Source organism: Bradyrhizobium sp. SZCCHNR1017, from assembly GCF_032381375.1.
Classification (GTDB): domain Bacteria; phylum Pseudomonadota; class Alphaproteobacteria; order Rhizobiales; family Xanthobacteraceae; genus Bradyrhizobium.
Genome location: NZ_JAUHIR010000003.1, coordinates 142,048 through 166,771 on the forward strand (window position 1 = coordinate 142,048; position 24,724 = coordinate 166,771).

General features: G+C 66.6%; 25 protein-coding genes. 12 read left to right on the top strand and 13 right to left on the bottom strand.

Translation table 11 applies throughout. The annotated features are described in order from the left end of the window. Positions 1-42 precede the first annotated feature (42 nt). From QW863_RS09575 to dnaK, 6 genes are all read right to left on the bottom strand, one after another. Positions 43-345: a DUF1330 domain-containing protein gene (locus QW863_RS09575; protein ID WP_315716832.1), complete on the bottom strand. Its 303-nt coding sequence runs from the start codon at positions 343-345 to the stop codon at positions 43-45. Between the two features lie 33 nt (positions 346-378). Beyond that, the gene (pyrF, locus tag QW863_RS09580) at positions 379-1,110 is read right to left on the bottom strand and encodes an orotidine-5'-phosphate decarboxylase (RefSeq protein ID WP_315716831.1); all 732 of its coding nucleotides are present in this window, start codon (positions 1,108-1,110) and stop codon (positions 379-381) included. Positions 1,111-1,116: 6 nt separating this feature from the next. Continuing rightward, a complete protein-coding gene (locus tag QW863_RS09585) occupies positions 1,117-1,695 on the bottom strand; it encodes an NAD(P)H-dependent oxidoreductase (RefSeq protein ID WP_315716830.1) in 579 nt (192 codons plus the stop codon). A gap of 45 nt (positions 1,696-1,740) precedes the next feature. Beyond that, positions 1,741-2,343 carry a class I SAM-dependent methyltransferase gene (locus QW863_RS09590; RefSeq protein WP_315716829.1) on the bottom strand — a complete coding sequence of 201 codons (603 nt, stop codon included), beginning with the start codon at positions 2,341-2,343 and terminating at the stop codon, positions 1,741-1,743. Between the two features lie 236 nt (positions 2,344-2,579). Next, complete coding sequence (dnaJ, locus tag QW863_RS09595) at positions 2,580-3,710, bottom strand: molecular chaperone DnaJ (protein WP_315716828.1); 1,131 nt, start codon at positions 3,708-3,710, stop codon at positions 2,580-2,582. Between the two features lie 145 nt (positions 3,711-3,855). Then, on the bottom strand, positions 3,856-5,751 hold the full coding sequence (dnaK, locus tag QW863_RS09600; RefSeq protein ID WP_315716827.1) for a molecular chaperone DnaK: 1,896 nt from the start codon (positions 5,749-5,751) through the stop codon (positions 3,856-3,858). A gap of 420 nt (positions 5,752-6,171) precedes the next feature. On the opposite strand from dnaK, the gene QW863_RS09605 reads away from it, so the two are divergent. Both QW863_RS09605 and QW863_RS09610 read left to right on the top strand, forming a co-directional pair. Further along, positions 6,172-7,680: a hypothetical protein gene (locus tag QW863_RS09605; RefSeq protein WP_315716826.1), complete on the top strand. Its 1,509-nt coding sequence runs from the start codon at positions 6,172-6,174 to the stop codon at positions 7,678-7,680. A 208-nt stretch (positions 7,681-7,888) separates the two neighbouring features. Next, positions 7,889-8,824: a hypothetical protein gene (locus QW863_RS09610; protein WP_315716825.1), complete on the top strand. Its 936-nt coding sequence runs from the start codon at positions 7,889-7,891 to the stop codon at positions 8,822-8,824. A 156-nt stretch (positions 8,825-8,980) separates the two neighbouring features. On the opposite strand, the gene grpE is transcribed toward QW863_RS09610, so the two are convergent. Together grpE and hrcA are read right to left on the bottom strand one after the other, a co-directional pair. Then, positions 8,981-9,601, bottom strand: a complete 621-nt coding sequence (gene grpE, locus QW863_RS09615; RefSeq protein WP_315716824.1) for a nucleotide exchange factor GrpE — start codon at positions 9,599-9,601, stop codon at positions 8,981-8,983. Between the two features lie 132 nt (positions 9,602-9,733). Beyond that, positions 9,734-10,822 carry a heat-inducible transcriptional repressor HrcA gene (gene hrcA, locus QW863_RS09620; RefSeq protein WP_315716823.1) on the bottom strand — a complete coding sequence of 363 codons (1,089 nt, stop codon included), beginning with the start codon at positions 10,820-10,822 and terminating at the stop codon, positions 9,734-9,736. 164 nt (positions 10,823-10,986) lie between these two features. Between hrcA and rph the strand changes: the two genes are divergently transcribed. Genes rph through hemW form a run of 3 tightly spaced genes read left to right on the top strand, consistent with a single transcriptional unit; the run spans position 10,987 to position 13,485 of the window. Next, positions 10,987-11,700: a ribonuclease PH gene (gene rph / locus QW863_RS09625; RefSeq protein ID WP_315716822.1), complete on the top strand. Its 714-nt coding sequence runs from the start codon at positions 10,987-10,989 to the stop codon at positions 11,698-11,700. Continuing rightward, the gene (rdgB, locus tag QW863_RS09630) at positions 11,697-12,341 is read left to right on the top strand and encodes an RdgB/HAM1 family non-canonical purine NTP pyrophosphatase (RefSeq protein WP_315716821.1); all 645 of its coding nucleotides are present in this window, start codon (positions 11,697-11,699) and stop codon (positions 12,339-12,341) included. Before rph ends, rdgB begins: the two co-directional genes overlap by 4 nt. Then, positions 12,328-13,485, top strand: a complete 1,158-nt coding sequence (gene hemW, locus QW863_RS09635; protein ID WP_315716820.1) for a radical SAM family heme chaperone HemW — start codon at positions 12,328-12,330, stop codon at positions 13,483-13,485. Before rdgB ends, hemW begins: the two co-directional genes overlap by 14 nt. Before the next feature lie 13 nt (positions 13,486-13,498). Here the strand turns inward: hemW and QW863_RS09640 are convergent, their stop codons facing one another. Beyond that, entirely contained in the window at positions 13,499-14,707 is a 1,209-nt protein-coding gene (locus tag QW863_RS09640) for a penicillin-binding protein activator (protein ID WP_315716819.1), read from the bottom strand. A 300-nt stretch (positions 14,708-15,007) separates the two neighbouring features. On the opposite strand from QW863_RS09640, the gene rsmI reads away from it, so the two are divergent. From rsmI to QW863_RS09660, 4 genes are all read left to right on the top strand, one after another. Continuing rightward, positions 15,008-15,967: a 16S rRNA (cytidine(1402)-2'-O)-methyltransferase gene (gene rsmI, locus QW863_RS09645; protein ID WP_315716818.1), complete on the top strand. Its 960-nt coding sequence runs from the start codon at positions 15,008-15,010 to the stop codon at positions 15,965-15,967. Further along, positions 15,954-16,364 (top strand): YraN family protein, encoded by a 411-nt coding sequence (locus QW863_RS09650; protein ID WP_315716817.1) that lies wholly within the window; start codon positions 15,954-15,956, stop codon positions 16,362-16,364. The genes rsmI and QW863_RS09650 overlap by 14 nt, the downstream gene beginning before the upstream one ends. A 33-nt stretch (positions 16,365-16,397) precedes the next feature. After that, the gene (gshB, locus tag QW863_RS09655; RefSeq protein WP_315716816.1) at positions 16,398-17,339 is read left to right on the top strand and encodes a glutathione synthase; all 942 of its coding nucleotides are present in this window, start codon (positions 16,398-16,400) and stop codon (positions 17,337-17,339) included. A gap of 115 nt (positions 17,340-17,454) precedes the next feature. Beyond that, the gene (locus QW863_RS09660; RefSeq protein ID WP_315716815.1) at positions 17,455-18,273 is read left to right on the top strand and encodes an exodeoxyribonuclease III; all 819 of its coding nucleotides are present in this window, start codon (positions 17,455-17,457) and stop codon (positions 18,271-18,273) included. A 22-nt stretch (positions 18,274-18,295) separates the two neighbouring features. Here QW863_RS09660 and QW863_RS09665 read toward each other — a convergent pair whose 3' ends face one another. Beyond that, on the bottom strand, positions 18,296-18,739 hold the full coding sequence (locus tag QW863_RS09665; RefSeq protein ID WP_315716814.1) for a cyclic nucleotide-binding domain-containing protein: 444 nt from the start codon (positions 18,737-18,739) through the stop codon (positions 18,296-18,298). Between the two features lie 66 nt (positions 18,740-18,805). Then, positions 18,806-19,492, bottom strand: a complete 687-nt coding sequence (locus QW863_RS09670; protein ID WP_315716813.1) for a response regulator transcription factor — start codon at positions 19,490-19,492, stop codon at positions 18,806-18,808. A gap of 274 nt (positions 19,493-19,766) precedes the next feature. Between QW863_RS09670 and QW863_RS09675 the strand changes: the two genes are divergently transcribed. Continuing rightward, a complete protein-coding gene (locus QW863_RS09675; protein WP_315716812.1) occupies positions 19,767-20,288 on the top strand; it encodes a L,D-transpeptidase in 522 nt (173 codons plus the stop codon). Positions 20,289-20,311: 23 nt separating this feature from the next. Continuing rightward, entirely contained in the window at positions 20,312-21,097 is a 786-nt protein-coding gene (locus tag QW863_RS09680) for a 2-keto-4-pentenoate hydratase (protein ID WP_315716811.1), read from the top strand. A gap of 24 nt (positions 21,098-21,121) precedes the next feature. Here QW863_RS09680 and QW863_RS09685 read toward each other — a convergent pair whose 3' ends face one another. After that, complete coding sequence (locus tag QW863_RS09685; protein ID WP_315716810.1) at positions 21,122-21,808, bottom strand: YggS family pyridoxal phosphate-dependent enzyme; 687 nt, start codon at positions 21,806-21,808, stop codon at positions 21,122-21,124. Positions 21,809-21,917: 109 nt separating this feature from the next. Here QW863_RS09685 and QW863_RS09690 point away from each other — a divergent pair, with 109 nt between their 5' ends. Beyond that, on the top strand, positions 21,918-23,615 hold the full coding sequence (locus tag QW863_RS09690; RefSeq protein ID WP_315716809.1) for a diguanylate cyclase domain-containing protein: 1,698 nt from the start codon (positions 21,918-21,920) through the stop codon (positions 23,613-23,615). A gap of 21 nt (positions 23,616-23,636) precedes the next feature. On the opposite strand, the gene QW863_RS09695 is transcribed toward QW863_RS09690, so the two are convergent. Then, positions 23,637-24,623 carry a GGDEF domain-containing protein gene (locus QW863_RS09695; RefSeq protein WP_315716957.1) on the bottom strand — a complete coding sequence of 329 codons (987 nt, stop codon included), beginning with the start codon at positions 24,621-24,623 and terminating at the stop codon, positions 23,637-23,639. Positions 24,624-24,724: the final 101 nt, after the last annotated feature.

Genomic DNA, 24,724 nt, shown 5'->3' on the forward strand with positions numbered 1-24,724 from the left:
ACCGAGCGAGGCCACGTCGACGGTGGCCGGGGCGGGCGGCGATCAGGGCTGCGGGCCGTCATAGCCCTCGATGATCACCAGATCGCCTTGCGAATGCGGCGCGCGCATCGCCACCAGCCGCTGGTATTCAGGGGAATTGTAGCACGCCAGCGCGGTCGCGTAGTCCTTGAACTCGATCACGACGTTGCGCGAGCGCGAGGTGCCTTCCTTGGTCTCGTACTGGCCGCCGCGGACCAGGAATTTGGCGCCGTACTGGTGGAACACGGCGCCGTTCTGCGCGACGTAGTCCTTGTAGCCGTCCATGTTGTGCACGTCGATCCGCGCGATCCAATAGGCCTTGGGCATCCCTGTCGTCTCCTTGCTCTCTGGCGCGCTTGCTCAAGCTCGGTTGGTCTTGCCGACCAGCGCGACGGCGCTGGCGATGTCGGCGACGATGCTCTCGGCGGCCGCCGCCGGATCGGCGGCGCCGGTGACGGGACGGCCGACGACGAGGCGGTCGGCGCCGCCGGCGATCGCCAGCGCCGGGGTCATGATGCGCTTCTGGTCGCCAACGTCCGATCCCGCCGGGCGGATCCCGGGGGTCACGAGCTGCATATCAGGGCCGACCAGCGGGCGGATGAGCTGGGTCTCCTCCGGCGACAGGATCAGGCCGTGGATGCCGATCTCCTTGGCCTGCCTGGCGCGGTGCGCCACGAGTTCCTTGACACCCATGGCGTAGCCGGCGGCGGAGAGGTCAGCATCGTCGTAGGAGGTCATGACGGTGACGGCGAGCAGCTCGAGGCTGGAGCCGGCAGCGCCGGCGAGCGCCGCCTTCATGCTCTGGGAGAAGCCGTGCACGGTGAGGAAGCGCGCGCCGAGCCTGGCGATCTGCCGGGTGGCGCGCTCGACGGTGTTCGGGATGTCGTGCAGCTTGAGGTCCATGAACACGTGCTTGCCCTCGGCCGCGAGCCGTTCGGCGAGACCGAGGCCGCCGGCATAGGTCAGCTCCATGCCGATCTTGTAGAACGTCACGGCGTCGCCGAGCCGTGCGATCATGGCTTCGGCCTCCGCCACGCTCGGCAGATCGAGCGCCACGATCAGGCGGTCGCGGGGAGCAATCTCGGTCGGCATGTCACCTCACATCGTATGTTGCGCTGTTGCGATCAGCTCCCGCACCAGCGCGTCGAGCGCCGTGATGTCGGCGGGCAGTTTGAGCCGGTCCATGTCGTTGTAGGCCTTGTCTGCGAAGGCCAACGCAAGCTGGCTCGGGATCACCGTCGCGTTGCAGGCCGTCAGCATCAGCCGCAAGGCCGAGAGCGCACGCACGCCGCCAAAGCGGTTCTCGGAGGCGGCGGCGATCGCAAACGGCCTGCTGCGGAACACCGCGCCGCGGCTGCCCGGCGGCTCGTCGACGCGCGAGATCCAGGTGATGGCGTTGGTCAGCAGCGGCGGCACCGAGGCGTTGTATTCCGGCGTCACCAGCAGCACGGCATGATGGACGCCGATCATGCGCGTCAGATTCACGGCGTGAAGTGGAATGCCCGATTGCGCCTCTAGGTCGGCGTCGTAGATCGGCAGCGGAAAGTCGGCGAGCGAGATGCGGGTGATGTCGGCGCCGGCCTGCACGAACTGATAGGCGGCGGCCGCGGCGAGCTTCGCGTTGTGCGAGCCGGCCCGCGTCGAACCGGGGATGATGAGCATCTTCAGCGCGGACATCGTGAGGTCGGTCAACGACCCGCCACGAAGGATCGCGGCCGCCGGTCAGGGCTTGCGATACACCCAGACGCGCGCTGGCGGAAGATTCATCCAGATGCGCTCGGAGGCCTGCGTGGTAACGCCGGGCAGCGACTTCGGAATCGGCGGCACGACGGAGTAGGTGAACTGCACGAACGGCGCATTCGGCGACATCGCCGCGAACGCATCGCGGATCAGCTTCATGCGGGTCAGCATCGGCTTGGTCACGAGCGGCAGGCCGGAGACGACGGCCGAGGCCGGGGCGCCGAGCACGTTCCAGAGCGTGTCGCGAAGGCGATAGGCGTCGCCCTGGACCACCTTGGCCTGCGGGTAGCGGTCGCGCAGCAGGGCGCAGAAGCCCGGATTGTACTCGACCAGCACCAGCCGCTTCTGATCGACGCCATGTTCGACCAGCGCATTGGTGATCGCGCCGGTGCCCGGTCCGAGCTCGATGACGGGGCCTGTCCCGTGCGGATCGACGTACTGCGCCATGGTGCGGGCCAGCAGTCGGCCCGACGGCATGACGGCGCCCATGTGCAGCGGCTTTTCGATCCATGAGCGGAGGAAGCGCACTTCGTCGTCCAGACGGAGAGGCTTTTTCGACGCACGCACGGACGTTTGCAGGGGCATCTCAGTACCAGACGGGACCGTCTTCACGGCGATGTCAGAAAAGAGTCACAAAGACGTATAGGGCGCAGGCGGGGCGGTCAAGCCGAACCGTAACGTAGGATTAAGGCTGGCGGGTCCGCGCTCTTACAGTTGCATTCGATAATTTTTTGCATGTGCGGAGCAGCAAATTCGCTCGAAATCGACATTCCGATGCCAATCAGCGAAAGCACCAGGTCCCGCGGTTCTGCACTCACGGCTCAGCTCGCCGCCTTGCCGAAGAAGTCCTTGACCTTGGTGAAGAAGCCGGCGGCCTCGGGCTGGGTCGCTCCCGAGGACAGCTTCTCGAACTCGGCCAGCAATTCCTGCTGCTTCTTGGTCAGGTTCTGCGGCGTCTCGACAACGATCTGGACATACATGTCGCCGGTCTGGCGCGAGCGCAGCACCGGCATGCCCTTGGCCGCGATCCGGAACCGGCGCCCGGACTGCGCACCGGCGGGAATCTTCACCTTGGTCTTGCCCTTGTCGATCGTGGGCACCTCGAACTCGCCGCCGAGCGCCGCGGTCACCATCGAGATCGGCACCCGGCAGTGCAGGTCGGCGCCGTCGCGCTGGAAGAACTCGTGAGCCGTCAACGACAGGAAGATGTAGAGATCGCCCGGCGGCCCGCCGCGCAGGCCCGCCTCGCCCTCGCCGGCGAGACGGATGCGGGTGCCGTCCTCGACGCCCTGGGGAATGTTGACGGACAGCGTGCGGTCACGGGTGACGCGGCCGGAGCCGGAGCATGACGGACAGGGGTCCTCGATCATCTGGCCGCGGCCGTGACAGCCGGGGCAGGTCCGCTCCAGGGTGAAGAAGCCCTGCGCCTGTCGCACGCGGCCGGCGCCGCCGCACATCGCGCATGTCTTCGGCTTGGTGCCGGCCTTGGCGCCGGTGCCGGAGCAGGATTCGCAGGTCACCGAGACCGGAATTTCGATCTGCGCGGTCTTGCCCTGGAACGCCTCTTCCAAGGTGATTTCCATGTTGTAGCGCAGATCGGCACCGCGCTCGCGTCCGGTGCCGCCACGGCGCTGCCCGGCCATGCCGAACAGGTCTTCGAAGATGTCGGAGAACGAGGAGGCGAAGCCGGCGCCGAAGCCGTGCGCCCCGCCCATGCCGCCCTGCTCGAAGGCGGCGTGGCCATAGCGGTCGTAGGCGGCGCGCTTGTCGGCGTCGCGCAGCACCTCATAGGCCTCGTTGATTTCCTTGAATTTCACTTCGCTGGAGGCATCGCCCGGATTCTTGTCCGGGTGCCACTTCATGGCCAGCTTGCGGAAGGCGGCCTTGAGCTTGCTCTCGTCGGCGTCGCGCTCGACTTCCAGGGTCTCGTAGTAGCAGCGCTTGGTGGACATCAATCAAACCCGCCCGAACTTCGCCCAACAGGAACGGCTGGCGCGATCGCCGCGCGCGTTCCGGGTCAATGAAAATGACCCCCATCCAACGAGCCGCTGAAAGCGCTCTTTGGCATGGGGGTCATGGTCACTACCTCTGCCTCAGTTAAGCAGATTTCTTCTTGTCGTCGTCGACCTCGGTGAACTCCGCGTCGACCACGTCATCCTTGGCGGCGTCGCGGGCCGCATCGCTCTCGGCCTGCTGCTTGTACATGGCCTCGCCGAGCTTCATCGACGCCTGGGCCAGCGTATTGGTCTTGGCCTTGATCGCCTCGGCATCGTCGCCCTTCAGCGCTTCCTTGAGATCGCTGACGGCATCCTCGATGGCACGGCGCTCGGTGTCGGCGACCTTCGAGCCATGCTCGGCCAGAGCCTTCTCGGTCGAGTGCACCAGCGCGTCGGCATGGTTCTTGGCGTCGACCGCCTCGCGGCGCTTCTTGTCCGCCACAGCGTTGGCCTCGGCGTCCTTGACCATCTTGTCGATATCGGCCTCCGACAGACCACCCGAGGCCTGGATGCGGATCTGCTGCTCCTTGCCGGTGGCCTTGTCCTTGGCCGACACGTTGACGATGCCGTTGGCGTCGATGTCGAACGTCACCTCGATCTGCGGCATGCCGCGCGGGGACGGCGGAATGCCCATCAGGTCGAACTGGCCGAGCATCTTGTTGTCGGCCGCCATTTCGCGCTCACCCTGGAAGACCCGGATGGTGACCGCGTTCTGATTGTCCTCGGCGGTCGAGAACACCTGGCTCTTCTTGGTGGGGATCGTGGTGTTGCGGTCGATGATGCGGGTGAACACGCCGCCCAAGGTCTCGATGCCCAGGGACAGCGGGGTCACGTCGAGCAGCAGCACGTCCTTGACGTCGCCCTGCAGCACGCCGGCCTGAATGGCCGCACCGATCGCCACGACCTCGTCGGGGTTGACGCCCTTGTGCGGCTCCTTGCCGAAGAACTGCTTCACCATCTCCTGGATCTTCGGCATGCGGGTCATGCCGCCGACCAGCACCACTTCGCCGATCTCGCCAGCGGTGAGGCCGGCATCCTTCAGCGCCTTGCGGCACGGCTCGATGGTCTTCTCGACGAGGTCGGCCACCAGCGCCTCGAACTTGGCGCGGGTCAGCTTCATCGTCAGATGCTTCGGACCGGACTGGTCCGCGGTGATGAAGGGCAGGTTGATCTCGGTCTGGGTGGTCGACGACAGCTCGATCTTGGCCTTCTCGGCAGCTTCCTTGAGGCGCTGCAAAGCGAGCTTGTCGTTGCGCAGGTTGATGCCCTGCTCCTTCTGGAATTCGTCGGCGAGGTAGCTGACCAGACGCATGTCGAAGTCTTCACCACCGAGGAAGGTGTCGCCATTGGTCGACTTCACCTCGAACACGCCGTCGCCGATCTCCAGGATCGAGACGTCGAAGGTGCCGCCGCCGAGGTCGTACACGGCGATGGTGCCGGCCTTGGTCTTGTCGAGGCCGTAGGCGAGCGCGGCCGCGGTCGGCTCGTTGATGATGCGCAGAACCTCGAGGCCCGCGATCTTGCCGGCGTCCTTGGTGGCCTGACGCTGGGCGTCGTTGAAATAGGCGGGGACGGTGATGACGGCCTGGTCGACCTTCTGGCCGAGATGGGCTTCCGCGGTCTCCTTCATCTTCTGCAGGATGAAGGCGGAGACCTGCGAGGGCGAATAGGTCTTGCCGTCGGCCTCGACCCAGGCGTCGCCGTTGCCGGCCTTGACGATCTTGTAGGGGACGAGCTTCTTGTCCTTCTCGACCATCGGGTCGTCGTAGCGGCGGCCGATGAGGCGCTTGACCGCAAAGAAGGTGCGCTCGGGGTTGGTCACGGCCTGGCGCTTGGCCGGCTGACCGACCAGACGTTCACCGTCGTCACTGAAGGCGACGATCGACGGCGTGGTGCGCATGCCCTCGGCGTTCTCGATGACTTTCGACGATTTGCCGTCCATGACGGCCACGCACGAATTCGTGGTGCCGAGATCGATCCCGATGACCTTTCCCATGGTCTCATATCCTTCTTTTTGCGGCAGGTTGGGTGGGGCCCTGACGGCGCCCCCATCCAAAACCCCCTCAGATCAAATGCTCGCGATATTGCGACGATGAGCGTCATATAGGAGGGGGGGAGTGGCCCGCAAGGACCGGACCAGGGGTTCGACCCCACGAAAATCACGGCCGCCGCCCAAGGTCATCATGGAGACATCAGAGCGGCCCATCGGGCCCGGCGGCGACGCGGAACGGCGGCTCGGACCGGAGGCGACTGCGCGGGTCCACCTGTCGGCACATCGAACGGCTGGTGCGAAATGCAGGGTGTGCGATCGCCGGCAAGTGCGACAGACCCGGTACCGCTGATCTGCCCCAATGACCGAAATGCGTTGTTAACCCACGGGCCCTAGCCTGCCGCACTCCTGGGACGGGAATGAGGCATGGTCATCGACACCGATTGGGGCTTTCCGCAACGCGCGCGTGAAGCCGGCCAGGCCACGTTCCCGAGACTGCTGATCTGCGCCATCGTGGTTGCAGCCGCGTGGCTGCGGTACGTCCTTCCCCTCAATGTCGACGTCAGCTGGTGGCTCCTCGTCAGCGAGCGCATGCTCGATGGCCAGCGACTCTACGTCGACATCCTCGAGACGAATCCGCCCATGGCGGGATCGGTCTATCTTCTGGCGGTCGCACTGGCGCGTGCGATCCATCTCAGGCCCGAGCTGGCGACGAATATCCTGATCTTCGCACTGACCCCAGCATCCCTGACGCTGGTGTGGCTGGTGCTGCGGACATCGGCCCTGCGCCATCGGCTCGCGGACGGCCGGCTGGCGGCTTGGACGACCGCCCTGCTCCTGATCGCGCCGATGTATGATTTCGGCCAGCGGGAACATCTGGCCCTGATCACGATATTGCCGGCGATCGCGGTGTATATCCTGCGCGCCGAGGGCGAGCGGATAGCCCCGACGGCCATGCTCATCGCCGGGCTCAGCGCCGGCCTCACGATGAGCTTCAAGCCCTATTTCGCCTTCAGCGTCGGCTTCTGCATTCTCGCCGCCGCCGCGCAGGCGCGCGACTGGCGCGTGCTGTTCGCGCTGGAGAACTGGATCGCCGCGGCCCTGGTGCTGCTCAACGCGGCGTGCATCTACCTGTTCTTTCCCGAATATTTCACGGTCATCTATCCGCTGGTCCGCGACGTCTATCTGCTTCTGAAGGCGCCCGTACCGACCATCCTCGTCACTCTGCCGATGGGCCTGTGGCTCGCCGCGGCAATCATCGTCCTCCTCCTGCAGCGCCGGCAATACGAGCGCGACGCGGCGTCCTTCACCACGCTGGCCGGATCGCTCGGCTTCCTGGTGTCGTTCGTCGCGCAGCAGAAAGGCTGGGGCTATCACGCCTACCCCATGGTCGCGCTGGCGCTGCTGGCCGCCGGCCTTGCGGTGTCGGCGATCGACAGCAGCCGCGACGCGCGACGCTGGCCGCGTGCCGCCACCGCTCTCGCCGGCGCCGTGCTGTTCGTGCAGACCTGCTTCTGGTTCAATGGCAGCGTCGACGTCCGGCAGATCGAAGCCCAGGTGGCGCGGCTCGGTCCGCACCCGAGCATGCTGGTGCTCAGCGCGGCTGCGGTCATCGGCCACCCCATGGTGCGGACCCTCGATGGCACCTGGATCTCGCGCCAGGAGGCGTTCTGGGTCCGAGAAATCGTTCGCCGCTCGCAACAGGACGGAACCATCGATTCACAGACGGCGCAGAGGCTCGCGCCCTACGTGGAACGCGAACGCGCCGGGATCGTCGCCGACTTCCGGAAACAGCCGCCCGACGTCGTCCTGATCGACAATCAGAACAGCGACTGGGGCGATTGGGCGCGTTCCGACCCCGAACTCAGGGCTCTGCTCGAGCCCTATGTGCTGGTACAGACCGTCGACGGCGTCGAAATCCTGAAACGCAGCTAGCGCTGGACCATCCTGAATCCGCCTTTCGAGGCGAATTATCCGCGAAATGCGCCCCTGCGGGGTCCCGCCAATCGCCGCAGGCGATCAAAACCGCGCGCCCGGCCTGTTGCGGGGGGCGCAAAGCCGCTAAAAGCGTGCCCGCCGAAGACCACGCTGGCGAGGATCCCGACCGCCTCGGCACGAGGCCTCGGTCAACGAGGCAATGTTGATGATGATCGTTCGATTTTTCGCCGCGGCCACCCTGCTGATGTCGCTGCTGCACCCCGCATTGGCCGCCGACGCCATATTTCCGCCCGGCGTCCGCATCGGGCTCGCGCCCCTGGTGGGACTCGCCAAGGCCAAGACGTTCTCCGGCTTCGAAACCGAGGACCAGAGCGTCAAGGTGCTGCTGACCGAACTGCCGGCGGCCGCCTATGGCGAGGTGAAGAATGCGTTTACCGCCAATCCCGCCGGGACCGGCAGCGTCAAGCCGGAGAGCATCGAGACCGCTGCCGGCACCGCCTACTACACGGTGGAGAACGGCCGGGATGGCGCCACGCCAGTGCGGCGCTACTCGATGATCCTGCCCGGCAACGGCTTCTCCGGCTACGTGGCCGTGCAGATCCCGGAGACCGCGAGCCGGATCTATACCGACGATGCCGTGCGCCAGATGTTCGCCTCCGCCGTCGTCCGCAAGGACGTTCCGGTCGACGAGCAGCTCGCGATGATGCCGTTCAAGGTCACCGACCTCTCCGGGTTCAAGACCATCCGCACGCTCGGGCCGGGCGCCCTGATCCTGGCCGATGGCGAAGAGGACAAGGGCTTCGAGGCCGCGCCCTTCGTGGTGATCGGGCTGGTGGCCGGCGTCGCCCCGGAGGCAGGCGACCGCGCGCGCGTCGCGCAGCAGGCGGCCACCACCATTCCGGGCGTCCGCGAAGCGCGCATCACGATGTCCGAGCCGATCCGCATCGACGGCCAGCCGGCCTATGAGACCCGGATCGACGCCACCAGCGGCAAGGACAATACGCCGGTGACGGTGGTGCAGTGGCTGCGCTTCGGCGGGCCGAACACGTTGCGGATCATCGGCAGCGCGCCGCGCGACCAGTGGTCGGCGGCCTTCCCGCGCTTCCGCGCCGTCCGCGACGGCATCCAGCCGAGAGGCTGAGACCAGCCCGGCATCGGACGTCGTGATCACGTTGGCCACTCGCCGTGAGACGGACTACAAAGTCGCGCCGACAAACAAGAAGCCACGGGCATCGTTGCCCGTGGCTTGTTCATTCGATCGACAGGACGGCAGCGGGACGCCTGCCTAGGCTCGCCGTCAGGCGGCGCTGTTCGACTGATCGTTGCTCGCCGCCGGCGCCGCCTTCGCGCCACCCTTGGACACGCCGACCAGCGCGGGGCGCAGCACGCGCTCGCCGATCATGAAGCCGGCCTGCACGACCTGCACCACGGTACCGGACGGCACCGACGGATCCGGGACCTCGTACATCGCCTGCTGGAAGTTGGGGTCGAACTTCTGTCCCGTCGGATCGAACTTCTTGACGCCGTTCTTCTCCAGCGTGTTGAGCAGCGAGCGCTCGGTGAGCTCGACGCCCTCGATCAGCGACTTCAGGCCCGCATCGGCATTGGCGCGTGTCTCGGCCGGCACGGCATCGAGCGCGCGCTGCAGATTGTCGGCGATATCGAGCACGTCACGGGCGAAGCCGGTGATGCCGTACATGCGCGCATCGGCGACTTCACGGGCCGTCCGCTTGCGCAGGTTCTCCATCTCCGCGAGCGTGCGCAGCATCTTGTCGCGCGCGTCGGCCGCCTCCTTGGCAAGGGCCTCGGCCGAGCCGGCCTCAGGATCATCGGGCATGATGTAGGGCTTGGAGACGACGGGTTCGCTGGCCTGCGCCGGGTTTTCCGGATCATTCTTATGCAGGTCGGGATCGGTCATGGACAGACTCGCAAGTTCGGCTGACGGGTTTGGGGGATATGGGGCGGGATATCGTGCTTTGGGCGTCGAAAATCAAGCGCAGCCTGACCATTGCGCCCGGAGGCGCTGTCCGCGGGTGAACCAAGTCACGCGTCAGCCACCCAGCAGCCGGCTGACCAGACGCGCGGCATAATCGACCGTCGGAATCACCCGGGCATAGTTGAGCCGGGTCGGACCGATGACGCCGAGCACGCCGACGATGCGCCCCGTGGCGTCGGAATAGGGCGACACGATCGTCGACGAGCCCGACAGCGAGAACAGCTTGTTCTCCGAGCCGATGAAGATGCGGACACCTTCCGCGCTCTCCGCCCGTCCGAGCAGATCGACGACGCCGCGCTTGGTCTCGAGATCGTCGAACAGCCGCCGGACACGCTCGAGATCTTCGAGCGCATGCAGGTCCTCGAGCAGGTTGGCGTGGCCGCGCACGATGAGCTGCCGCTCGTCGCTGTCCCCTCCGGACCAGCTCGCGACTCCGGCGGCGATCACCTTCTGCGTCAACTGATCGAGCTCGGCACGGTCATGCGCCAGCGCGGTCTCGAGCTCGAGCCGCGCTTCCGCCAGCGTCCGTCCTCTGATGCGGGCATTGAGGAAATTGGACGCCTCGGTCAGCGCCGACGACGGCACGCCCGGCGGCAGGGTCAGGACCCGGTTCTCGACCTGTCCGTCTTCACCGACCAGAACGACGAGCGCGCGCTCGGGCTCGAGCCTGACGAACTCGATGTGCTTCAGGCGGGTGTTGGATTTGGCGGTGAGAACCACGGCAGCGGCACGGGTCAGACCCGACAGCCGGGTCAGCGCTTCGTCCAGCGCCGCTTCGACCGACTGCGCCTGGCCGACGGCCGCGAGCTGGCTCTGGATCGACTGCCGCTCGGCCTCCGTCATGTCGCCGACCTGCATCAGGGCGTCGACGAAGAAGCGCAGGCCAGCCTCGGTCGGCAGCCGGCCGGCCGAGGTGTGCGGCGCGTAGATGAGGCCGAGCTGCTCGAGATCGGCCATGACGTTGCGCACCGAGGCCGGCGACAGCGGAACCGCGATCAGCCGCGAAATGTTGCGCGAGCCGACCGGTTCGCCGGTCGCCAGATAGCTTTCGACGATCTGCCGGAAGATCTCGCGCGAGCGCTCGTTCAGGTGCGCCAGACCGGCCGGCGGTGTCATCAGGTTGATCGGATCGTGGTGGGCCACCAGATGCACTCCTCCCAGCTGCCTATAATGTGTCCATGCGGCGGCTCGGTGGCAAGCCGGTCGGCGCTCGCGGGCGAAGCCATGATAAACCCTTGCCGCTGCCGGTCCCGGCTCCTACAAGGCCCGTCAAAGTCGGTCTTTCGCGCGCTTTCACGGAGAGAATCATGCGGCCGAGCCGCCGTGCACCGGATGAACTGCGGGCCGTGAGCCTGGAACGCGGCGTCGTCAAATACGCCGAGGGCTCCTGCCTGGTGAAGTTCGGCGACACCCATGTCCTGGTCACCGCCACGCTCGAGGACCGGCTGCCGCCCTGGCTGAAGGGCCAGGGACGCGGCTGGATCACCGCCGAATACGGCATGCTGCCGCGCGCCACGCTGGAACGGACCCGGCGCGAGGCCTCCGCCGGCAAGCAGACCGGCCGCACCGTCGAGATCCAGCGCCTGATCGGCCGCTCGCTGCGCACCGCGATCGACCTGGAAGCGCTCGGCGAGCGCCAGATCACGGTCGATTGCGACGTGCTGCAGGCCGATGGCGGCACGCGCACGGCGTCGATCACCGGCGCCTGGGTGGCGCTGGCCGACTGCATCAAGTGGATGAAATCGCGCAACATGATCAAGACCGAGGTGCTGCGCGCCAACGTCGCCGCAATCTCCTGCGGCATCTACAACGGCACGCCGGTGCTGGATCTCGACTACGCCGAGGACTCCGAGGCCGAGACCGACGCCAATTTCGTCATGACCGGCGACGGCCGCATCATCGAGGTGCAGGGCACGGCGGAGAAGACGCCGTTCACCGAGGCCGAATTCCTGGCGCTGATGGCGCTCGCCCGCAAGGGCGTCGCGCGGCTGGTCGACCTGCAGAAGATGGCGGTCGCGTGAGCAGCCCGCACCGCAAGCTCACCGGTCGCATCATCATTGCGACCCACAATCCCGGCAAGCTTGCCGAGATGCGCGAGCTGCTCGCTCCCCATGGCGTCGAGGCGGTGTCGGCCGGCGATCTCGGCCTGGACGAGCCGGATGAGACCGGCGAGACCTTCCAGGCCAACGCCCGCATCAAGGCGGTCGCCGCGGCCAGAGCCGCGCAGCTTCCTGCCTTTGCCGACGATTCCGGCATCGTGGTTCATGCGCTCGATGGGGCGCCGGGGATCTATTCGGCGCGCTGGGCAGGACCGGACAAGGATTTCGCCGGCGCGATGACGCGCATCGAGCGCCTCCTGCAGGAGCGGGACGCGACTGGTGCCGACAAGCGTAGCGCCCATTTCGTCTCGGCGCTGTGCGTGGCGTGGCCGGACGGTCACGTCGAGGAGGTCGAGGCGCGGGTCGACGGCACCCTGGTCTGGCCGCCGCGTGGCACGGCGGGCTTCGGCTACGACCCGATGTTCCTGCCCGAGGGCCACGACCGGACCTTCGGCGAGATGACCAGCATCGAGAAACATGGCCTGCCGCCGCTCGGGCTCGGCCTGTCGCACCGGGCGCGCGCCTTCGTGAAACTCGCGGAGATCTGTCTTGAGCAGCGCTGACAGCGAAGCGTTCGGCGTCTATGTGCACTGGCCGTTCTGCCTGTCGAAATGTCCGTATTGCGACTTCAACAGCCACGTCCGGCATGCCGCCATCGATCAGGACCGCTTCGCCCGCGCCTTTGCGCAGGAGATCGCGACCACGGCCGCCCGCATTGGGCCGCGCACCGTCACGTCGATCTTTCTCGGCGGCGGCACCCCGTCGCTGATGCAGCCGCAGACGGTCGGCGCCATTCTCGACGCGATCGGCCGGCACTGGCACGTCGCTGGCGATGTCGAGGTGTCGCTCGAAGCCAACCCGACCAGCGTCGAGGCGACCCGCTTTGCCGGCTATCGCGCCGCGGGCGTCAACCGGGTCTCGCTCGGCGTCCAGGCGATGGACGATGCGTCGCTCAAGATGCTCGGCCGCCTGCACACCGCTGAAGAGGCGATGAAGGCGGTGGCGATCGCGCGCCATGCATTCGAGCGCTATTCGTTCGATCTGATCTACGCGCGGCCCGACCAGACGCCGCAGATGTGGACCGAAGAGCTGACGCGGGCGATCGGCGAGGCGGCTGAGCATTTGTCGCTGTATCAACTGACCATCGAGGAAGGCACGCCGTTCTTCGGCCTGCACGCCGCAGGCAAGCTGAAGACGCCGGACGAAGGCCTGGCGCGCACCTTGTACGACGTCACGCAGGAGATCTGTGGCCGTCACGGACTGCCGGCCTATGAGATTTCCAATCACGCCCGGCCCGGCGCGGAGTGCCGGCACAACCTCGTCTACTGGCGCGGCCAGGAATATGCCGGCATCGGCCCGGGCGCCCATGGCCGCCTCGACATCGGCGGCATCAGGCACGCGACAGCGACCGACAAGCGGCCGGAAGCCTGGCTGATGCGGGTCGAATCCAACGGTCATGGTGTCATGACCGACGACGAGCTCAACCGCGAGGAGCGCGCCGACGAATTCCTGCTGATGGGGCTGCGACTGGCCGAGGGCATCGACCCGCAGCGCTACGCAAGGATCTCCGGCCGCAGGCTCGATCCGCGCCGCATCGCGCTGCTGCGCGAGGAGGGCGCGATCGCGGTCGATCCGGACGGGCGGCTGCGCGTGACCCAGGACGGCTTTCCGGTGCTCGACGCGGTCGTCGCCGACCTCGCCGCCTGAGAAGTGCTGCGACTCACGTCGCGCTGAAACTCTTCGGCGCGCCGGCGACCGCCTGTCCGCCACCCGAACCGACGCGCATCACCGCAAGCCCGCGCTCATTGGTGCCGTCGCTGCGGAACCGGAACAGCCCGTCGATGCCGGCGAAGCCGGATGCATTGGTCAGGACATCGGGCGCGAAACGCTGGTTGCCCTGGGTGCGCGCCAACGCGGCCACGAGCGCCACCGCATCATAGGCGAGGGTCGCCGTACGTACGGGATCGCCGCCGAATCGCGTCCGGTAGCGGCCGGCAAAGGCGCGGAAGCCGGAGGGATCCGGCGCGGCATAGAGGCCGCCCTGCAGGCTGGCGCTGGCATAGACGCGCGGATTGTCCCACAGCCCTGTGCCGAGCAACTGGATGTTGCGCAGATTGGCGCCGGCAGCGGTCAGCGCATCGGCCGTCGCCGCGACCGATTCGCCGTCATCGGCCAGCAGCAGCGCATCGGCGCCGCCGAGCGCCTGCGCCACCGTGCGCGCAGGCCCGTTGCGGTCGCCGGAATATTTCTCGAATGCCACGATGCGTCCGCCGCGGCGGCTGACCGCGGTCTTGAACGCCCCCTCGACGACGGTGCCGTAGGCATTGTCGGGCAGCAGCGCCGCGAACGAGCGTTTGCCGACGCTGGCGGAATATTCGACGATGCGGCTGGCATCGGACTCCGGCAGGAAGCTGAGCAGATAGACGCCGCGCCCCGCCACACTCGAATCGGTCGAAAAGGCGATGACCGAGATGTTGCGCGCGCGCGCCACCTGAGCCGTCGCCGGCACTGAGCCCGCGAACAGGGGGCCGAGAATGATCTCGGCGCCTTCGTCGCAGGCCTGCTGCGCGCCCTGCTGCGCCCCTTGCGGGCTGCCGGCGTCGTCCTTGATCAGGAGCTGGATGTTGGGGTTCTGAAACTCGGCCAGCGCCATCTCGGCGGCGTTCTTCATCGATTGCGCGGCGACGCCGGCATTGCCCGACGCCGACAGCGGCAGAATCAGCCCGACCTTGACCTGGCCGTTGCCGGCCACCGCCGGTTGCTGCGGCGGTCCCGCCGGCGCGGTCGGCTGCTCGAACGGATTGAAGCCCTGCTGGACGTTGGAGCACGCCGACAGCAGCGGCGCGCCGACGATCAGGCCCAGCGCCGTTCGCCGGGCGACCCCATGGGATCCCGGACCGAGAGAGTTGGGATGACGCGGGCCCACCATGGCATCTCTTCGTTCGGCCGAGTCCGGCCAGAAGTTCCCCAAACGCACGTCCCGCAGGCCGTGCAGATTCACTCATATTGTCGACGAATAGTTAAGCAAAACAAAAGGCTGTCAGCGCCACACAGCCGATCAATTCGACGTTTTGCACGGCCTATCCCCTGCTCGTACACACCCTCATCGAGGTGCAGCTTCGAACTTGAAGCTGCGATGAACGGCCCCCCCGTGCCGATCGGCACTTCAAAATCGCTGCGCGGCTGTTCCCCTGTGGCAATCCCGCGGCAGGCCCTTTAAATTACCTCGATGGGCGCGAAGGCAATCCCCAAGACGTCGCCGGATGACGGCAAATCTTCCACCACGTCGACCTATCTGGTGGCGGGGCAGATCGTTGCGGCGCCCAAGGCGCGGCCTGGATTGCATCTGGTGGCGACCCCGATCGGCAATCTCGGCGACATCACGCTGCGCGCGCTGGAAACCCTGGCCGGCGCCGACCTCATCTTGTGCGAGGACACGCGAATCACCCGGCGCCTGACCGAGCGCTACGGCCTCAGCGCGGAACTCGCAGCCTATCATGAGCACAATGCCGAAGCCGTCAGACCCAGGATCCTGCAGCGCCTCGCCGAAGGCGCGGCCATCGCGCTGGTGTCCGACGCCGGCACGCCGCTGATCTCCGATCCCGGCTACAAGCTGGTGCGCGAGGCGTGTGAGGCCGGGCATGTTGTCACCGCGCTGCCGGGACCTTCCGCCGTGCTCGCGGCGCTCAGCGTGGCCGCGCTTCCGACCGACCGCTTCTTCTTCGAGGGGTTCCTGCCGGCCAGGCAGCAGGCGCGGCGTACGCGGCTGTCCGAGCTCGCGCGGATCGACGCGACGCTGGTGCTGTTCGAAGCCGGCAACCGGGTGCAGGAGACGCTGGCCGACCTCGCCGATGCCATGGCGGGACGTCAGGCCGCGATCTGCCGCGAGCTCACCAAGCTGCACGAGGAGGTGCTGCGCGGCGCCATCGGCGATCTCGCTGCGGAGGCCGGCGATCTCGAAACGCGCGGCGAGTTCGTGCTGGTGATCGGTCCGCCGCCGCGCGGCGCCGGGGTGCTGACGCCGGATGCGCTCGACGCCGTGTTGAAGGATCTGCTGCAGCGATCGAGCGTCAAGGATGCCGTGATGCATGCCGTCGAGCTGTCCGGCCGGCCGCGCCGCGAAGTCTATGCGCGCGCGCTCGAGCTGGTGAAGGACGCGCGGTCAGGGTCGGCCGATGGCGAAGACTGAGCGCGTCTCCCCTGACAAGCCGGCGAAGACGGCGGCACCCGAACGCGTCGCCGCCTTCCGCACCGGATTATCGGCGGAAGCCCGCGCCGCAGCGCTGCTGATCGCCAAGGGCTATCGCATCCTCGCCAAACGCTTCCGCACGCCCCAAGGCGAGATCGACATCATCGCGCGCAGGCGCGGCCTGGTTGCCTTCGTCGAGGTCAAGGCGCGTGCCTCGCTCGACGATGCCGCCTATGCGGTGACGCCGCGCCAGCAGCAGCGCATCATCGATGCCGCGCAGGCCTGGTTGATGGCGCATCCCGACCATGCCGAATTGGAGCTGCGCTTCGACGCGATTCTGGTTGCGCCGCGCAGCCTGCCGCGCCATCTGGTAGCGGCGTTCGACGCCAGCACCTGACATGAACTGATTGCAGAGAGCAGGGACCTGCCCATGAAACTGAACGTCGCCGTCCAGATGGACCCGATCGCGCGCATCAACATCCGCGGCGACTCGACCTTCGCGATGCTGCTCGAAGCGCAGCGGCGCGGCCATGGCCTGTGTTACTATACGCCCGACAAGCTGTCGCTGCGCGGCGGCGAGCTCTATGCGCCGGTGCAGGCGCTGACGGTGCGCGACCAGGTCGGCGACCATTTCACGCTCGGCGAACCGAAACCGACCGCGCTGACATCCTTTGATGTCGTGCTGCTGCGGCAGGATCCGCCGTTCGATCTCGCCTACATCACCTCGACGCATTTCCTCGAGCGCATCCATCCGAAGACGCTGGTGGTCAATGATCCCGCAAGCGTCCGCAACGCGCCGGAAAAGCTGTTCGTGATGAACTTCCCGCAACTGATGCCGCCGACCTTGATCTCGCGCGATCTCGACGAGATCAACGCCTTCCGCGATCAGCACGGCGCTGTCGTGATGAAGCCGCTGCATGGCCATGGTGGCGCGGCGGTGTTTCGGGTGATGCCGCAGGATATGAATTTCGGCTCGCTGTTCGACATGTTCTCGGTGACGTTCAAGGAGCCCTGGGTGATCCAGCGCTTCCTCCCCGAGGTGAAGCACGGCGACAAGCGCATCATCCTGGTCGACGGCGAGTTCGCCGGCGCCGTCAACCGCGTGCCGGCAGCAGACGATCTGCGCTCCAACATGGTGCGCGGCGGCGCCGCGCAGGCCACCGATCTCAGCGCACGCGAGCGCGAGATCTGCGACACGCTCGGTCCGGAATTGCGCGCGCGCGGCCTGCTGCTGGTCGGCATCGACGTGATCGACGGCAACCTCACCGAGATCAACGTGACGTCGCCGACCGGCATCCGCGCGATCTCGCGGCTCGGCGGACCCGACATCGCCGCCCGCGTATGGGACGTCATCGAGAGCAAACGGCGCTGATCAGGCGCCGTCCCACATGGCTGGGGATAAGGCCAACCAACGCGGTCAGTCCGATGCGTCCGAGGCGATGCGGAATCGCTGACATCGCCGCAATTCATGGTATGACGCGGGTCTCATGCGTCTCGTCCTGACCACCTGGAACATCAACTCGGTGCGCCTGCGCATCGACCTCGTCGCCAAGCTCATCAAGCAGGTCAGGCCCGATGTGCTGTGCCTGCAGGAGACCAAGTGCATCGACGACGCCTTTCCGCTGAAGCGCTTCAAGCGGCTCGGCTATGAGCACGTCGCGCTGAACGGGCAGAAGGGCTATCACGGCGTCGCCGTGATCTCGAAATGGCCGTTCGAGGAGACCAACGTCCGCACCTTCTGCGACAAGGTGGATTCGCGCCACATCACGGTGGCGTTCGGCGAAAAGGCGCAGCTCGCGCAGCCGCTGGTGCTGCACAATTTCTATGTGCCCGCAGGCGGCGACATTCCCGACCCCGCGCTCAATCCGAAATTCGAGCACAAGCTGCAATTCCTCGACGAAATGAAGGCGTGCGAGCCGCTGCATCCACGCGGCGACGACCGGCATATCCTGGTCGGCGATCTCAACGTCGCGCCGCATGAGCACGATGTCTGGTCGCACAAGCAGCTCCTGAAGGTGGTGTCGCACACGCCGATCGAATGTGAAAAGCTGTTGGCGGCGCAGACCCATGGCGAATGGGTCGATGTCGCTCGCGAGCGCATCCCGATGTCGGAGAAGGTCTACACCTGGTGGAGCTACCGCGCGGCCGACTGGACCGTCGGCGACCGCGGCCGAAGGCTCGACCACATCTGGGTGTCACGCGCATTGAAGGACCGGGTCAGCGATTTCAGGATCCTGCGCGACGCCCGCAGCTGGGAGCGGCCGTCGGATCACGTGCCGGTCACGGTGACTCTGGACGTGTCGTAGCGGACCCGCGCGGTCACGAAGATCACGACGTGAGCTTGGCCCCGGCCGCCATGATGTCGTTGGCGATTCGGCTGGCGCGGTGGGCGAACTCGTCGCGCAGCCGGCGCGCCGCCTTGGCGTCGCTTTCCAGCACACGCTGAAACAGGCTGCGCGAGATCCGCACCACGGTCGAATATTCCAGGGCCGTCGCGGTCGCCGGGCGCCGCATCTCGACCAGCAGCGCCAGCTCGCCGATCAGCATGGTCGGCGTGGCGACGATCTCGGCACCGACCTCGTCGCTGATGCGCAACGACCCGCGCTGCACGACATAGCCGCAATCGGCGGTGTCCCCCTCGCGGAACAGGGTCTCTCCGCTCTGGATGTTACGCTGCTCGGAGCCGATGGCGATCATGCGCAGCGAGTCGCTTCCCAGCAGGCGCAATGTTGGGACGCGCTCCAATAGCGCAATATCGTCTTCGATCGACATCAAGGGCCCGGGGAAGGCTGAATGGAACCAATATCATAAATGGCGAAACCGCCATCCCCGAACCTATCACGGTACCAACTTGTAGCCACCGGCCTCCGTCACCAGAATCTCCGGATTCGCGGCATCTTTCTCGATCTTCTGCCGCAGACGGTAAATGTGCGTTTCCAGCGTGTGGGTGGTGACGCCGGAATTGTAGCCCCAGACCTCCTGCAACAGCGTCTCGCGCGACACCGGCTGCTGGCCGGCGCGGTACAGGAAGCGCAGGATCGCCGTTTCCTTCTCCGTCAGGCGGACCTTGCGGGCGTTGGCGCCGGTCAGCATCTTCGAGCCCGGCCGGAAGCTGTAGGGGCCGACCGAGAACACCGCGTCCTCGCTGGCCTCGTGCTGGCGAAGCTGGGCCCGGATGCGGGCCAGCAGCACGGCGAAGCGGAAGGGCTTGGCGACATAGTCGTTGGCGCCGGATTCGAGCCCGAGAATCGTGTCGGAATCGGTATCGTGCCCGGTCAGCATGATGATCGGCGCCTTGAAGCCGCCCTTGCGCAGGGACCGCACCACTTCGCGGCCATCGGTGTCGGGCAGGCCGACGTCCATCAGAACCAGGTCGGGTGAATTGGCCTTTGCGGCGGTGGCGCCTTTGGCGCCGGTATCGACGGCCTGGGCTTCGAACTCGTCATGCAGCGAGAGCTGCTCCATCAGGGCATCGCGCAGATCGGTGTCGTCATCCACGATCAGGATCTTGCGGGCATTGGCCATTGTACAATCCTCTAGGTGGCGCCGGCGGGATCGGATGGGTGGCGCCGTCAACGGTGGGCAAACAGGCTCATCAGCCCTGTTCCGTCTTGAAGTAGGGGGCTGTTACCGATTCACAAGCGCCCGAGACTCTACTCCAGAATTGAGCAGGGATTGAGATGATTGTCCTGTTCGACCCTCGCGGCGGACCATTTGCCGACATTAAGGCAATTACCGGGCAATCCATGGCAATGAAAAGGCACGTTGTTTCATGTCGTTAGCGAAGGTGAAGCCTGGCATGCCAGCATCGCGGATCTCGATTCGCGCCAAAGCCGGGTCGCGGCAGCGCGGCTGGCTCCATGTCTGGGGCCATGTCATTCCGGTGGCGCTCGGTCGCGGCGGCATCCTGGCCAACAAGCGCGAGGGCGATGGTGGCACCCCCCGGGGGACCTCCCGGCCCCGGCGGCTGTGGTGGCGGGCCGATCGTCATTCGCGTCCGCGCACCTTTCTGCCGGTCCGGCCGATTGGCCCGGAGGATGCGTGGTGCGAGGACCCGGCCGACCGGCGTTACAACCAGGCGATCCGGCTGCACGGCGACCATCCCGGAGACCGGCTGGCGCGCCAGGACCATCTGTACGATTTCATCATCGAGATCGACCACAACACGCGGCCGCGGATCGCCAGCCGCGGCAGCGCCGTGTTCCTGCATCTGGCGCGGCCGAATTTCGGCCCGACCGCAGGCTGCGTGGCCATGACCCGGCCGGCGATGCTGCGTCTGTTGCAAAGAATCGGTCCGCGCACCAGAATCGTCATCGAATGAGAAGCGAGTTGGGGGAGGACGTCATGCGCGCACCGGATCAGCCAGCCAGCGCCGCGGGCATCCTGCGCCAGCATTGGAGCGAAGGCAGCAAGCTGGCAGAGCTGCCGCCGGAGCTGCGTCCGAGAGACCGCGCCGAAGGCTATGCCATCCAGGCCGAGCTCGAGCGCCACTCGCCCAAGCCATTATTTGGCTGGAAGATTGCGGCGACCAGCGAGGCCGGCCAGCGCCATATCAATGTCGCCGGTCCGATGGCCGGGCGGATCCTGGCCGAAACGGTGCTGCCGGTCGGCGGCACCGCGTCGATGGCCGGCAACGCGATGCGGGTCGCCGAGCCGGAATTCGCGTTCCGCCTCGGACGCGATCTGCCGCCCAGACCGACACCTTATGATGTCGCGGAGGTGCTGGCCGCGGTCGACACGCTGCACCCCGCGATCGAAATTCCCGATTCGCGGTTCGCCGACTTCGTCAGCGCCGGCGAGGCGCAACTGATCGCCGACAATGCCTGCGCGCATCTGTTCGTGCTGGGCGAGGCCAGCACCGCCGACTGGCGCGGCCGCGACCTGACCGCGGAGCGGCCGCGCATCGCGCTGCGTGGCGAGACCTTCATCGGCCACGGCCGCAACGTGCTCGGTGATCCGCTGATAGCGCTGGCCTGGCTGGTCAACGAGCTCAGCGCGCTCGGCGTGCCCGCGCGGGCAGGGCAGGTGGTCACGACCGGCACCTGTCATCCGCCGCTGCCGATCGGCCGCGGGGACCACATGGAGGCCGATTTCGGCGATCTGGGGCAGGTATCGGTGCGGTTCGAGTAGGGAGCGGCCGCGACCGCGCCCCCTTCAGCGATGCCCGAAGATCGCCGAGCCGACCCGGACATGCGTGGCGCCGAACTGGATGGCGGTGGCGAAATCGGCGCTCATGCCCATCGACAGATGCGCGAGGCCGTTGCGGGCGGCGATCTTGGCGGTCAGCGCGAAATGCGGCCCCGGTGCTTCGTCGACCGGCGGAATGCACATCAGCCCTGAAATCGCGAGCCCGTAATCCGTGCGGCAGGCGGCGATGAAGGCGTCGGCGTCGCCGGGCGCGATGCCCGCCTTCTGCGGCTCCTCGCCGGTATTGATCTGGACGAACAGCTGCGGATGCCGGCCCTGGGCGGAAATCTCCTTGGCAAGCGCCACGCACAGGCTTGGCCGGTCCACCGAATGGATGGCGTCGAACAGCGCGACCGCCTCCTTGGCCTTGTTGGATTGCAGCGGCCCGATCAGGTGCAATGCGAGCCCCGGATGCGCGGCCATCAGCGGCGGCCACTTGGCTTTGGCTTCCTGAACGCGATTTTCACCGAACACGCGCTGTCCGGCCGCGATCACCGGCTCGATCGCGTCGGCATCGAAGGTCTTCGACACAGCGATCAGCGTGACCGAGCCGCGATCGCGTTTGGCGTCGCGGCAGGCGCGCAGAATCTCCTGCTCGACGGCGGCGAGCGCGGACGGCGAGGACGAGGTTGAGGCGTTCGATTCATCAGGCACGATGGCGTCCGTCGGTAGATTTACGGGTTTGGCTGCAATTTTACAGAGTTCGAGAAAGGGTTCTTGAGCCCTTCTCCTTACCCTTCACGGCCGGGGGTAGGGGGAAGAAATGCCAAGCATCCGGTTCAATCGCAATAGAGTGAAGCTGAACCGGCTGATGGGGATCCGCGCCCGGCTGGCGCTGCTCGCCCTGATCCTGGTCGCGCCGCTGATGCTGGAACGCGCGCGCTCGCTGGAAAGCGCCAGGACAAGGCAGATCGCACTCGCATCGGAGGAATTCTCCGGCCTCGCCCGGCAAAGCGCCGACATGCAGCGCGAGGTCATCATGTCGGTGGAGACGGTACTGAAGTCGACGGCCTATGTCCGGGCGTCGAGCACCGGCGTGAGCCGCAGCTGCGACATGATGCGCGCCAGCCTGCCGGCGACCCTGCCGTGGATCCGCACCCTGATGATCGCCGGCCGCGACGGCCGCATCCAGTGCTCGACCAACAACCAATATGTCGGGCTCGATTTCAGCGACCGGCCGTATTTCCGTGGCGCCCAGGAATCACGTGATTTCGTGTTCAGCGACTACCTGCTGTCGAAGCCGTCGCACGTGCCGATCGTCATGGCCGCCTATCCGGTCGGCGCGATCACCGGCGAGCCGGACGCGGTGATGCTGGCGAGCGTGAACCTGGAATGGATGTCCAAGATCATGAACAATCTTGGCGGCCGCCCCGGCATCACGGCGGTGCTGGTCGACAGCGAAGGAACCGTGCTGGCGGCGCCCGCCGACCGCAACGAGCTGATCGGCCGGCCGCTCGACAGCGTGCCGTTGTTGTCGGCCGTTGCCGAGACCGCCCTGAGTTCGGGGAAGCCGACCGAGACGATGAGTTTCACGGCGGCGGATGGCTCCAAGCGCGCGATCACCTTCACTCGGATCGCCGACACCGGATCGCGGCTGATCGTCAGCATCGATGAGACCCGCGTCACCGCCGCCATCGACCGCGAGATCCGCAACGCCTATCTGCAGGCTGGCCTCGTCTGCCTGATCGTGCTGCTCGGCGCGCTGATCGCCGCCGAGAAGCTGATCGTGAAGCCCGTCAGCATGCTCGCGGCGACCGCCAAGCGCTTCGGCCACGGCCACTGGTCGGCGCGCGTCACCACCAAGCATCTGCCGTCGGAGTTCGTTCCGCTGGCAAAGTCCTTCAATGCGATGGCCGCCAAGCTCGGCCAGCGCGAGCGCGAGCTGGTCGCCGCCAATGACCGGCTGACGGTGATGGCGTCGATCGACATGCTCTCGGGCCTCGCCAACCGCCGCGGCTTCCAGAACCGCATCGACGTCGAATGGAGCCGCGCGCAGCAGGCCGGCACCGAGCTGTCGCTGCTGATGATCGACGTCGACCACTTCAAGCTCTACAACGACACGTATGGGCACCCTGAGGGTGACGCCTGCCTGTCACGTCTCGGCGAGACGCTGTCGCAGATCGCCGGCGCAATGACGGCTTTCGCCGGCCGCTATGGCGGTGAGGAGTTCTGCCTGTTGTTACCGGGCATGGGCGCCAGAGAGGCGCTCGCGGTCGGCGAGCAGGTACGCGCCACGGTTCTCGAGCTCGAGCTGCCGCACGCGACGTCGGCGCATCGGTGCGTCACCGTGAGCGTCGGTGTCGCCTCGACCCGGCCGAACGAGTCGCTGACGCCCTCCGACCTGATCGAAGCCGCCGATGCCGCGCTCTATGCGGCCAAGCATCGCGGCCGCAACACGGTCATCGCGCATGGCTTCGCGGATGTCGCGGATGACAGGAGCGGCGTGGCACGCGCAGGATAGGGCTGCGGCGGCGGCCTGCGATCAGCCGACCGCGAGCTTCTGGTCGAGCTCGAGCTCGCTGACCACGCGGTTGCGGCCGAGCTTCTTGGCGAGATACAACGAGCGGTCGCAACGGTCGATCAGATCAGCCATCGATTCGCCGAACTGGAACTGGCCGACGCCGATTGACACCGTGATCTGCGGCAACACCTCGCCGGTCGAGCGCCGCGTGAACTGACAATCGGCGATGGTGCGCCGGATGCGTTCGGCGATGACGGTGCAACCTTCGAGGTCGGTCTGCGGAAGCACCGCGATCAGTTCCTCGCCGCCGTAGCGTGCGGGAAGATCCTTGTCGCGAACGCGCTCGCGCAATGCCTTGGCGACAAGGCGCAGCACCTGATCGCCGACGCCATGGCCGTAATTGTCGTTGAACTTCTTGAAGTGGTCGACGTCGATCAGGAGGACGCTGAGCGGTTCGTCGCGCTCCATCGCCTCGACCTGCGCATGGCGGAAGAACTCTTCGAGCGCGCGCCGGTTCGGCAATCCGGTCAGCGTGTCCGTGCGTGCGCGCTGCTCCGACTTGTTGAGCGAGTCTCGGATGGTGTCGAGCTCGCGTGACTTCTCGGCAAAGCTCGCTTCGAGTTTCGCCGCACGCGCGGTCGCCTGGGCGAGCTCGCTGACCAGGTTCTCGATCAGGATCTTCGGATCGACGCCCTGCTCGCTGCGTTCGGCGACGCCATCGATCGCCGCCATGTGTGTGCGGTTGTCGGCGATCGCGGCCGTCAGATACTGCTTGGCGGAGTCCATCACGCCATGCAACTGCTGCGAGACTTTGTGGACGACAGCCGCTTCCGTACCCTGCTGGCCGATGTACGTGTCGAACAGCGCCTGGTTGGTGGTCTTGTCGAACTTGCGCTTGTTGCTGACCAGGATGTCGACGGCGCGCTTGAGATCCGACGCCGAGCCCAGTGAGTACTTGAACCACAGATGGAAGTTGTTAGGCGTCGGTGGCACGCGCTGTTGAGCCATGGATTTCATGGCCTTTTCCGCGACCGTCGTCGCGTACTCGAAGTCAAGCTCGTCGAACGTAGCGCCGGACACGATGTGGAGTGATCCCAGATGCGGGCTGA

Coding starts and splice junctions, on each gene's coding strand:
- pyrF (WP_315716831.1), bottom strand. CDS start 1,110: ATGCCGACCGAGATTGCTCCCCGCGACCGCCTGATCGTGGCGCTCGAT.
- rph (WP_315716822.1), top strand. CDS start 10,987: ATGCGGCCGAGCCGCCGTGCACCGGATGAACTGCGGGCCGTGAGCCTG.
- QW863_RS09670 (WP_315716813.1), bottom strand. CDS start 19,492: ATGGCCAATGCCCGCAAGATCCTGATCGTGGATGACGACACCGATCTG.
- QW863_RS09680 (WP_315716811.1), top strand. CDS start 20,312: ATGCGCGCACCGGATCAGCCAGCCAGCGCCGCGGGCATCCTGCGCCAG.
- QW863_RS09650 (WP_315716817.1), top strand. CDS start 15,954: ATGGCGAAGACTGAGCGCGTCTCCCCTGACAAGCCGGCGAAGACGGCG.
- grpE (WP_315716824.1), bottom strand. CDS start 9,601: ATGACCGATCCCGACCTGCATAAGAATGATCCGGAAAACCCGGCGCAG.
- QW863_RS09675 (WP_315716812.1), top strand. CDS start 19,767: ATGCCAGCATCGCGGATCTCGATTCGCGCCAAAGCCGGGTCGCGGCAG.
- QW863_RS09695 (WP_315716957.1), bottom strand. CDS start 24,623: ATGGCTCAACAGCGCGTGCCACCGACGCCTAACAACTTCCATCTGTGG.
- QW863_RS09640 (WP_315716819.1), bottom strand. CDS start 14,707: ATGGTGGGCCCGCGTCATCCCAACTCTCTCGGTCCGGGATCCCATGGG.
- QW863_RS09610 (WP_315716825.1), top strand. CDS start 7,889: ATGATGATCGTTCGATTTTTCGCCGCGGCCACCCTGCTGATGTCGCTG.
- QW863_RS09690 (WP_315716809.1), top strand. CDS start 21,918: ATGCCAAGCATCCGGTTCAATCGCAATAGAGTGAAGCTGAACCGGCTG.
- dnaK (WP_315716827.1), bottom strand. CDS start 5,751: ATGGGAAAGGTCATCGGGATCGATCTCGGCACCACGAATTCGTGCGTG.
- QW863_RS09660 (WP_315716815.1), top strand. CDS start 17,455: ATGCGTCTCGTCCTGACCACCTGGAACATCAACTCGGTGCGCCTGCGC.
- QW863_RS09575 (WP_315716832.1), bottom strand. CDS start 345: ATGCCCAAGGCCTATTGGATCGCGCGGATCGACGTGCACAACATGGAC.
- gshB (WP_315716816.1), top strand. CDS start 16,398: ATGAAACTGAACGTCGCCGTCCAGATGGACCCGATCGCGCGCATCAAC.
- QW863_RS09590 (WP_315716829.1), bottom strand. CDS start 2,343: ATGCCCCTGCAAACGTCCGTGCGTGCGTCGAAAAAGCCTCTCCGTCTG.
- QW863_RS09665 (WP_315716814.1), bottom strand. CDS start 18,739: ATGTCGATCGAAGACGATATTGCGCTATTGGAGCGCGTCCCAACATTG.
- rsmI (WP_315716818.1), top strand. CDS start 15,008: ATGGGCGCGAAGGCAATCCCCAAGACGTCGCCGGATGACGGCAAATCT.
- QW863_RS09605 (WP_315716826.1), top strand. CDS start 6,172: ATGGTCATCGACACCGATTGGGGCTTTCCGCAACGCGCGCGTGAAGCC.
- dnaJ (WP_315716828.1), bottom strand. CDS start 3,710: ATGTCCACCAAGCGCTGCTACTACGAGACCCTGGAAGTCGAGCGCGAC.
- QW863_RS09585 (WP_315716830.1), bottom strand. CDS start 1,695: ATGTCCGCGCTGAAGATGCTCATCATCCCCGGTTCGACGCGGGCCGGC.